The 8,496-nt window shown below is 56.8% G+C and carries 5 protein-coding genes; 3 read left to right on the top strand and 2 right to left on the bottom strand.

The genetic code is table 11. The features are described 5' to 3' along the window. Positions 1-252: 252 nt before the first annotated feature. Positions 253-504 (bottom strand): hypothetical protein, encoded by a 252-nt coding sequence (locus tag KGB14_RS12080; protein WP_007937833.1) that lies wholly within the window; start codon positions 502-504, stop codon positions 253-255. Between the two features lie 165 nt (positions 505-669). On the opposite strand from KGB14_RS12080, the gene KGB14_RS12075 reads away from it, so the two are divergent. After that, positions 670-987: a YqjD family protein gene (locus KGB14_RS12075; RefSeq protein ID WP_223486856.1), complete on the top strand. Its 318-nt coding sequence runs from the start codon at positions 670-672 to the stop codon at positions 985-987. 133 nt (positions 988-1,120) lie between these two features. Here the strand turns inward: KGB14_RS12075 and KGB14_RS12070 are convergent, their stop codons facing one another. After that, complete coding sequence (locus tag KGB14_RS12070) at positions 1,121-2,161, bottom strand: Ldh family oxidoreductase (RefSeq protein ID WP_223486855.1); 1,041 nt, start codon at positions 2,159-2,161, stop codon at positions 1,121-1,123. 228 nt (positions 2,162-2,389) lie between these two features. On the opposite strand from KGB14_RS12070, the gene KGB14_RS12065 reads away from it, so the two are divergent. Both KGB14_RS12065 and KGB14_RS12060 read left to right on the top strand, forming a co-directional pair. Continuing rightward, positions 2,390-7,240 (top strand): dermonecrotic toxin domain-containing protein, encoded by a 4,851-nt coding sequence (locus KGB14_RS12065; RefSeq protein ID WP_223486853.1) that lies wholly within the window; start codon positions 2,390-2,392, stop codon positions 7,238-7,240. Positions 7,241-7,449: 209 nt separating this feature from the next. Next, positions 7,450-8,451, top strand: a complete 1,002-nt coding sequence (locus tag KGB14_RS12060; RefSeq protein ID WP_223486851.1) for a FecR family protein — start codon at positions 7,450-7,452, stop codon at positions 8,449-8,451. Positions 8,452-8,496: the final 45 nt, after the last annotated feature.

Here is an 8,496-nt window from a genome sequence, read left to right as displayed (position 1 = left end):
GTCCCCAAAATGATGGCGTTAATGGGCTGAAAAGCCTTTTTTCGTCTGCTTCCCGCACAAAAGCAAACGCCCCGAACAAGTCGGGGCGTTTGCTTGATCCGCTAATATTGCGTTTTCACACAGTCTGCTTCGGCAGCTCCTACACGAGTGCGTACATCCGCCATTGATCGGGCGTACTCATTCCCCGTAGGAGCTGGCGAAGCCTGCGATCTTTTGATCTTCGGCCATTTCGAAACTGTCAGTGCTGGAAGCTTATTTGGCAGCCATCAGGCGATTGACTTCACTGCGCACCATGTTCGCGAACTCCGGCGGCGACATGCCATCGAGTTCGGAGCGGACCCACTCGGCCCATTTGCCTTTGCGCTTGGCACGCTCACCGAACAACCGGGCGGCCTCACCCTTGGCTTTGCCCAGGTTGTTTTGCCAGAGTTCGAACAGACGGGATTTTTCGTCTTCAAGCGCCGCGCGCTCGGCAAGGGGTTTGTCGGCCAGATTGAAACTCATGGAAGATACCTGCTGCGTAAAATAGGCGACATCTTACACTGTAGGAAGAAATGTCCTGCCCTGGATTTTTCTTCAGGGTTGAGTCGCCACGCAAAATTGCTGCAACTTTTGCCACGGTGGCACACTCCATTGTTCACCGTCCATTCACCTGCAAGGAGTACTCCAATGGCCCGCAAAATCATCGATCAAGTCGCCGAGGATCAAATCAAGGATCAGGTCTTCAGCGAACTTCAGGCCCTGATCGAAGAGTCGGAAAAGCTGCTGAAGAGCAGTGCTTCACTGGTCGGTGAGGAAGCGGACACCCTTCGGGGGCAAATCGCTCTGAAACTCCAGCAGGCCCGGAATTCGGTATCCAGCGTACGTGACCGGACCCAACCCGCGGTCGACGCCACCGAAATCTACATCGGCGGTCATCCTTGGCAAACCGTGGCCATTTCCGCCGGATTCGGTCTGGTGGTCGGGCTGTTGTTGGGGCGGCGTTAAGCCATTGAGCGTCAGTACCGAACCTGTGGGAGCGGGCTTGCTCGCGAAGGCGGCGGTACAGTCAACATTGATGTCGCCTGATACACCGCTTTCGCGAGCAAGCCCGCTCCCACATCAAGGATTGCGCTTGACCTCAGAGCCCTGCCAGTTTCCGCAGATCCGCCAGCGTCTGAGCATCGAGCGCAATGCCTTCGACCTTGGCTTTGGCGCGCTGCCGGTGACGTCGATCACCCGGTAACCGCTTGAGCCCTACACCGTGCATCTGCCGGACCAGTTCCTGACTGCGTTCGGCGAAGCTCTGCCCCGCCGACTTGCTCGGATCGATCACGATCAGCAGTTGACCGGTCCAGGGTGTTTTCGCCCCCGGATGGTTCGACCAATCGAACTCGAAAGAAAAATTGCCCCCGGTCAACGCCGCCGCCAACAGTTCCACCATCATCGACAGCGCCGAACCCTTGTGCCCGCCAAACGGCAACAATGCGCCGCCTTCAAGGATCGCTTTCGGGTCCTGGGTCGGTTGGCCGAGGCTGTCCACCCCCATGCCTGGCGGCAAGCGCTCGCCTTTGCGGGCAGCGATCTGCACATCGCCATGGGCAATGGCGCTGGTCGCGAGATCGAAGACGATCGGGTCACCGTTGGCCCGAGGGGCGGCGAAGGCAATCGGGTTGGTCCCGAACAGTGGACGATCGGCACCGTGCGGCACTACGCAGGTCATGCTGTTGACCACGCTCAGTGCCACCAACCCTTCATCGGCAAACGGCTCGACGTCCGGCCACAAGGCGGCGAAGTGGTGGGAATTGCGGATGGCCAGCACCGCGATGCCGGCGCTGCGGGCTTTCTCTACCAACAATGGCCGCGCTGCCGCGAGGGCCGGTTGCGCGAAACCATTACCGGCGTCGACCCGGACAAAGCCCGAGGCCACGTCCTCGACCACCGGCACGGCCTGACCATTGACCCAACCGCTTTGCAGCGTCGACACATAACCGGGGATGCGAAATACACCGTGACTGTGAGCCCCGTCGCGCTCGGCACCGGCGCAGTTGAGGGCCAGGGTTCGGGCGACCTCGGCTGAGGTGCCGTGGCGCAGGAAGATCTGCTCGAGCAACGCCGTCAGCGCTTCGAAGGACAGGTTTTGCGAAACCGCAGTGGACACATGATCGTGTGGCGCAGACATCTGAAGCTCCAATTTTTTTATTAGATACGGGCAACAGGTCAAACAAAGTTGCAGGGCAACCGGAAAACACTCGTCGATTAAGCGCTGTTTTACCGGGCTCCTGTCAAGCCCTCGGCGCGGGGTCAGGGTCAAGCAATATGTACCGCACTCAGGCCTTCCATTGGCCCTAATGTTTTTCCTCGATCCAACGGCTGCAATTTCACGCCGCAGCCCATTAGAGGAAACGCCATGACATCTGCCACACAGCCCTATTTTTTCGACGAGGCGCATCGAGGGTCCCTTGCCAAGGAACTCGGTGTTCGCGAAAAAGCGCTGAACTTCACCCGCGATGACCTGAATTGGTTGAGCGGTGTGTATCTCCCCACCCACGCGGCTCGCATGGCTCAAAGCAGGCCCATGCAAGTCGACCGTCTGCTTCTGCGCCTGATCGGCGCAGCCGATATACCGTTGGCCGGGGCCTTTGCCATGAGCCTGCCCAACACTTCATCGGTGATGCTCTACACCCCGTGGAAGGGCCTGATCAAATTCGCCGACATGGCCAGCCTCATAAATGGACTCAAGCAATGGCTTGGACAGACCACCGGGCAACGAGAGTTGTTGCGTTACCTCTCCATCGGGCAGCGCGAGACCGTGTTGGCAACCACGGTGTCAGGCATTTCCACGAAAGAAATCGAAGGGGCAGTATTCCAGGATCAGGAACGGCTCATCCAACTCAATCAGGCACACAATCTCAAGGCGATGATCGATGAGCTGGTGAAGATACCGACACTCCAGTGGATGCTGGATGAAACGCTGAAAACGGCACTGGCCGGGCGCTTCCCCCGACTGGATCAGCGCCTGACTCGCCTGGAAAGCTTTACCCGCTCCAGCGTCGATAACATTGAACGCATCCATAAGCAGTCTTCGCTGTCATTGAGCGATGCCTTGCTGCACTACTATCAGACGAATCAGTGGCCACAGGGTGACTACAGGATTTTTTCCCATCCAGGTCATGGCATCAGCAGCGACGCGGACAACCAATTCTGGGAAAGAGCGATAACAGAGGGCGCAAAAAACCTTTCGCTTAGCCTTGGCAGCTTGCTCGAATCCTTCTGGAACACCCCCATCAGCAACGAACAAACACGCTCGGACTTTTTTTCCAGGTGCCTTTGCGACAGTTATCACACTGTACTTTTGCTCAAACGCCAGCGAGGTAATTTGTCGTCAAGCAAATACCTTGAGTTGATAACCGTCGGCCAGACCGGCATCAACGACTCATTGGCTTCGGACGGTGAACTGCGCATCGAAAAAGTTCGTGTCAGCGCACCTCATAAGCATTACGCGCAACTGGCCTGCTCCTTGATGATCACCAGCGCCGATACCCTGAGCTATTTGTATACCCCATCCAGAGGCATCGAAGGCACCTCTGACCGGGCAGAAATCAGGCGCATCGTGTTGGACATGCTGAAAAGCGAAGGTCGTGAAGACAATCTGCTTGATTTCATGTCCCTCGACGAACGTGACACATTCCTGTCATTGAATTCGAACGAGCGCACCATTGTCGGTGAGCCGATTGTCGGCGCGGTGTTCGAGCAACTGATGAAGGACATCCTCGGCAAGCAACTGACAAACCTGACTTATGCGCTGCGCCGCTACCAGGCAAGTGAAGGCATGCTCGACCCGCATGCCTTGCTGGACAAGGCGCTGGATATACGAGGATTGATCGATCATCGGCTGTTGGTCGCCGATGCCGGTGGACGATGGAGCACGCAGGTGGACCTGCGATGGAGTAAACAGTCGCAGCAACAACGGAACGCCCTGGCGGCCGCCGCGCATGCGGAGTCGGCCAGCGAACAACTGACGCTGTTCAGCGCCGCTGAACAGACACTCGAACGGCAACTTGCCAGTCACCCTGTCATCCCCACCACAACCCGCACGGTCGTTGAAGCACAAAATATCGTCGGCGGGTCTCTGGCGCAGTTGCAGTCCGGCTTCACTCGCACGCTGTCGGCGGCATTGCGCGGCGAGCTCCAACTACGGACATCCGCCGGCACACTGGGCGCTGTAGAACAGGCGATTATCAAAACAGTCCTCGACACTCCCGTAAGGCTCCAGCGCGTCGGACTGAACGGTTTTTTGCCCGATGTGTTTTCACTGGCTTTAAAGGCTGGCGACTCTGCGGACTTAATGAAACTGGCCAGCTGTTTTGTGCTGACTGAACGGGGCGGCCTGGACCCGACCCATTCGGGCAAGGCCATCTTATGGACGCCGACCCTGGGATTTGAAGCGCTCCCATCATTGACAGCCTTATTGAGCAGGCTCCAGAGACGCCTGCAAAACCACGACGAACGTTTCTCACTGTTGGAAAACCTGGGCCGTGGCGAACGAATGCTCAGCCATACATTTACCCTGGCGCCGCTGGAACCGATTCACGAAAACTTTCTCGACCACATTCAAAAAGAACAGGTACGACTGGATGCTGAATTCGTCGAAAAAGCACTTCACGACGCGCTTCCCGAAGCGACACGGTCCAGTCTTCTGAACCTCGTGTCGTTGCGCCAACCCATGACAGGGTTGCACCGGGCAATGGACATTGCCCGATCCCTGATCACTCGGCAAAAGCTTCCAGCATGGCTTGGCGAGGCGTCGATCGAAGATCAGGTACTGCACGCAGAACTGCTCCAGCAATACGTGCATAACGTCAACGACGACAAAGACTATCTGACTGGCATTCGCTCGCTGCAGCGCACGGCCCATCATGAACTCGAGAAGCAACTCAAGGCAGATACCTTCGATATTGACCCGGACAACGTCCAGGTACAGATCAGCCAGCCTTCGACGTCCATGACATCGACGCAAACCCTGACAGATTTCGCCCTGATTCACTTCCATGACCTGGAACAGGCCCGTTTCAAGCTGGTTTCACTGGATGCCACCACGATTCCCGAAGGAATGGACGAAAGCTATATCAAACGCCTGATCCGGAATTTGAACCTCGGCCAGCATCAGCAGACAGTATTGAAGGCCGCACTTGCCGACACCCACAGCTACGCCGCGACACGTAGAAAATCGTTCGCCGCACAGTTGCCATGGCAACTCATGCACTATGCCCACGCAGAAAAACTGCAGAAGCGCCTGAGCCAGAGCGGGTTCGATCTCATCCGACAGGTCATGGATATGCCCGACGCCATCGCCCGCGCCGCTGTGCGGGGGGCGGATGCGATTATCCGTCCCCTGCAACTCTTGGGTATCAAAAGCGGCGAAGCGATTCAGGTGCCGGGCACCTATCTGATCGGATCAAAACAGAACGTCACCGGCCCTCGGGTTCTGATCGCCCCCTACAGCCCCGAACATGGGGTAAAAGAATACGAAAATGAACAGCTGTTGCTGACTGAATTGAAGACGCCGGGGGCTTTACGCAACTGGGTTCTCGGCTGTCTGTCGCCATCCGATCGCACGCTCTGCGAAAGCAAATTGACCACCGCCAATGGCAAACCTGACGACGTGAGCCTGGGGCACACACCTGTCACGGGCAACCTGTTTACACAGTTGTTCAACGACAACGCCGCATTACTCGGCCGATTGCTGGGTTGTCAGTCTGATACCAACGCTCAGAGCGAATGGGCCGTCATCAAGCATGTATTGAGCGAGGATGTGCACCAGGCCTATACGTTCTTCATGGGCAAACTGGCGTACCCGATCACCGTATGGCGCAGTTACAAAGACATCAAACAATCCGCCGAAGACCTCCAGGTGCAACGATGGAAGCCGGCGATAAAGTCGTTCATCGGTGGCATAGCGCAACTTGCCATGCTGCGCCAAACGACAGAGGAGGAAGCGACCCCGTCTTCGGCCATCAACGCGTCAGCGCCGCAAGCAACTGACTTGCCACTTAAATGGCAAGACGTAGACATGACTGCTCCCGAACGCATTCGCTTGCGCCATCACGAGAGTACGGATGTAGACCTGAATTCAATGGCATTGAATCCGGCACTGGGCCTCTACACTCATCCGACGACAGAACAACACTTCGCCGCCGTTGGAGGCAACGTCTATCCCGTCAAACAACGTGGGGAGCGCTGGCGCATTGTCGGCGACAAGACCCAAGGCCCCTATCTGCGTCAGAACACGGCCAGGCAGTGGATTGCGGATACAGAAACGCAACGTCCTCGTTACGGAATGCTCAGGCGATTGCAGACGTTGATGACCGTAAGGCACGGCATGAACGTGGAAGCCGACGGCATGCCCGAAATCCGTCGGCTGTTCCCTGTAAAGGCCCGGTTGATTGATGAAGGTCTGGACATGGCAACCCACTATGCCTGGAACAGTATGCGCAACCTGCAATTACTCAAGGCTGCCGATGGCGTGGAGTCACCTGTCCACCGACTCATCAAGGAATTTATTGATGTGCCCGAGGTACTACCGGAGCATGTGTCGAGGCTTGAAAAAACGGTAGGTAAGATTTTTGTTGCCTTGCTGGACCCCACACTCAGGCAACCGAAATCCAGGCGTTTCGCCGTCGGAAGGCTGTTCGAAGGCAGGGACGGTACCTACGGCTTCGTTATTCCATCGGACGACAAACACAAAATCTACCTGGCCGAGAAGTACTTTCTTCCTCGTCTTGATCACTACCGCAATTATTTGTCTGACCCGTCTTTCCCGATCAGCGCTCACGCACGCGCAATTACGCTGCTCCATGAGCTATCGCACATCGTTTGCCGTACGGAAGATATTGCATACCTCGACTCCGTCAGGCCTTTTCCTGATCTGATCGAAACATCCAGCCCTCGTGCCAATGCGCTCAGAACCGCCCTTTCCACGGTTCAGAGCACAGCACTGTCGCGCCGATCAGACGAACTCTTCGCGGTCTTGAATGAAGAGACTGGCCTTTGGGAGGATTTTGGCCGAACGACCTATGAAAACACTGACAGCGCGCGCGCTCTGGTTTTGAAATTGACCGGTCAAACGACACTGCCCGATGCCCGCAGTCGCTTTATGAATGATTCGAAGATCAGATTGGCTGTGCAGTTAGGGAACGCTGACAGTGTTTCCTGGTTGATCAGTCATTTGGGGCGCCAACTGCATACAAGTACACCATGAACTCAGCGTTTTAAGCGGTGACAGGGCGCTGAAGCAGTACAGCGCCCCTTTGATCTTTTTTTCACTCCATCTATGGATACTGCCCGGCGACGCTCTGCTTTCAGGGCATTTGGGTGAAAAACAAGTTCACGGTTGATGGGCAATTGCCATGACGGTTGTTCTCGCCGACTTCCCCTCAAGGTTAGAATGCAGGAAATCAGGATGAGTCAATGACCGACCACTCTCTCTCGCAAGCCCAATACGACGCCATCACCGATGCCGCTGCGCACTGGTGCATGCGCTTGCACGCCGTTGACTGCACAGACGAAGAACGCCAGGCGTTCGAGCAATGGCGTGATGCTCATCCTCTGCACGCCTTCGAGTACGAAGCCATGCTGGAGATCTGGGACGTTGCGGGCGATTTGCCTCGCTCGGAATCCCCTGCGCCAGCTGTTCGGGTCAAACCGACAATGCCTTGGCGCACCGCCGGCATTGCTGCCACCGTCTGCGCCCTGGCGCTGCCCCTGGCGGCCTATACCGGATGGAACCTGGGCTGGCTGCCCAACGCCTACCAGCATTTCGAGGCAACCGACAATGTTCGTCAGGTCACGCTGAGCGACGGCAGCCAGGTGGAACTGAACCTGGGCAGTGAACTGACGTTCAGCAATTACAAGGATCAGCGGCGTGTCACGCTGAAAAAAGGCGAAGCCTTCTTCAACGTCAGTCACGACAGGCAGCACCCGTTTATCGTCAGGGCGGCCGATGGCAGGATTCGCGTCACCGGAACCCGCTTCAACGTCTGGATGTATGAAGACCAGGTACGCGTGAACCTGATCGAAGGCTCCGTGCTGGTGACCAGCAACGATGCCCTGCCCGGCGAGGGTTTACGTCTTGAACCTGCCATGCAGGCGCGTTACCGGCACGGCGACTTCACCCCGCAAATCAGCCAGACCTCTGTCAACGACCATTCGCTGGCCTGGCGCAGCGGCAAACTGGTGCTCGATGATCTGGCGCTGACCGACGCCCTGCCCCTGATCAACCGTTATTTGAATAAGCCTGTGATGGTCGCGGATCACAGCACCGGCTCGATTCGCCTCGGCGGTATCTACAACATCAAGGAACTCGACAACCTGGTGGCTTCACTGCCCAAGGTTCTACCGGTCTACCTGACCCGTAACAACGACGGTAATCCGGTCCTCAATTCGATTCCGCAACAAATCCCAAAAAGCTGAAAGCCGCCACCCTTGCGGGGTGCGGCCTTCATTTTTCACTCAAAC

It is taken from the genome of Pseudomonas sp. A-RE-19 (genome assembly GCF_019956555.1).
Taxonomy (GTDB): Bacteria; Pseudomonadota; Gammaproteobacteria; order Pseudomonadales; family Pseudomonadaceae; genus Aquipseudomonas.
This window is presented reverse-complemented; position numbering and strand designations above follow the sequence as displayed.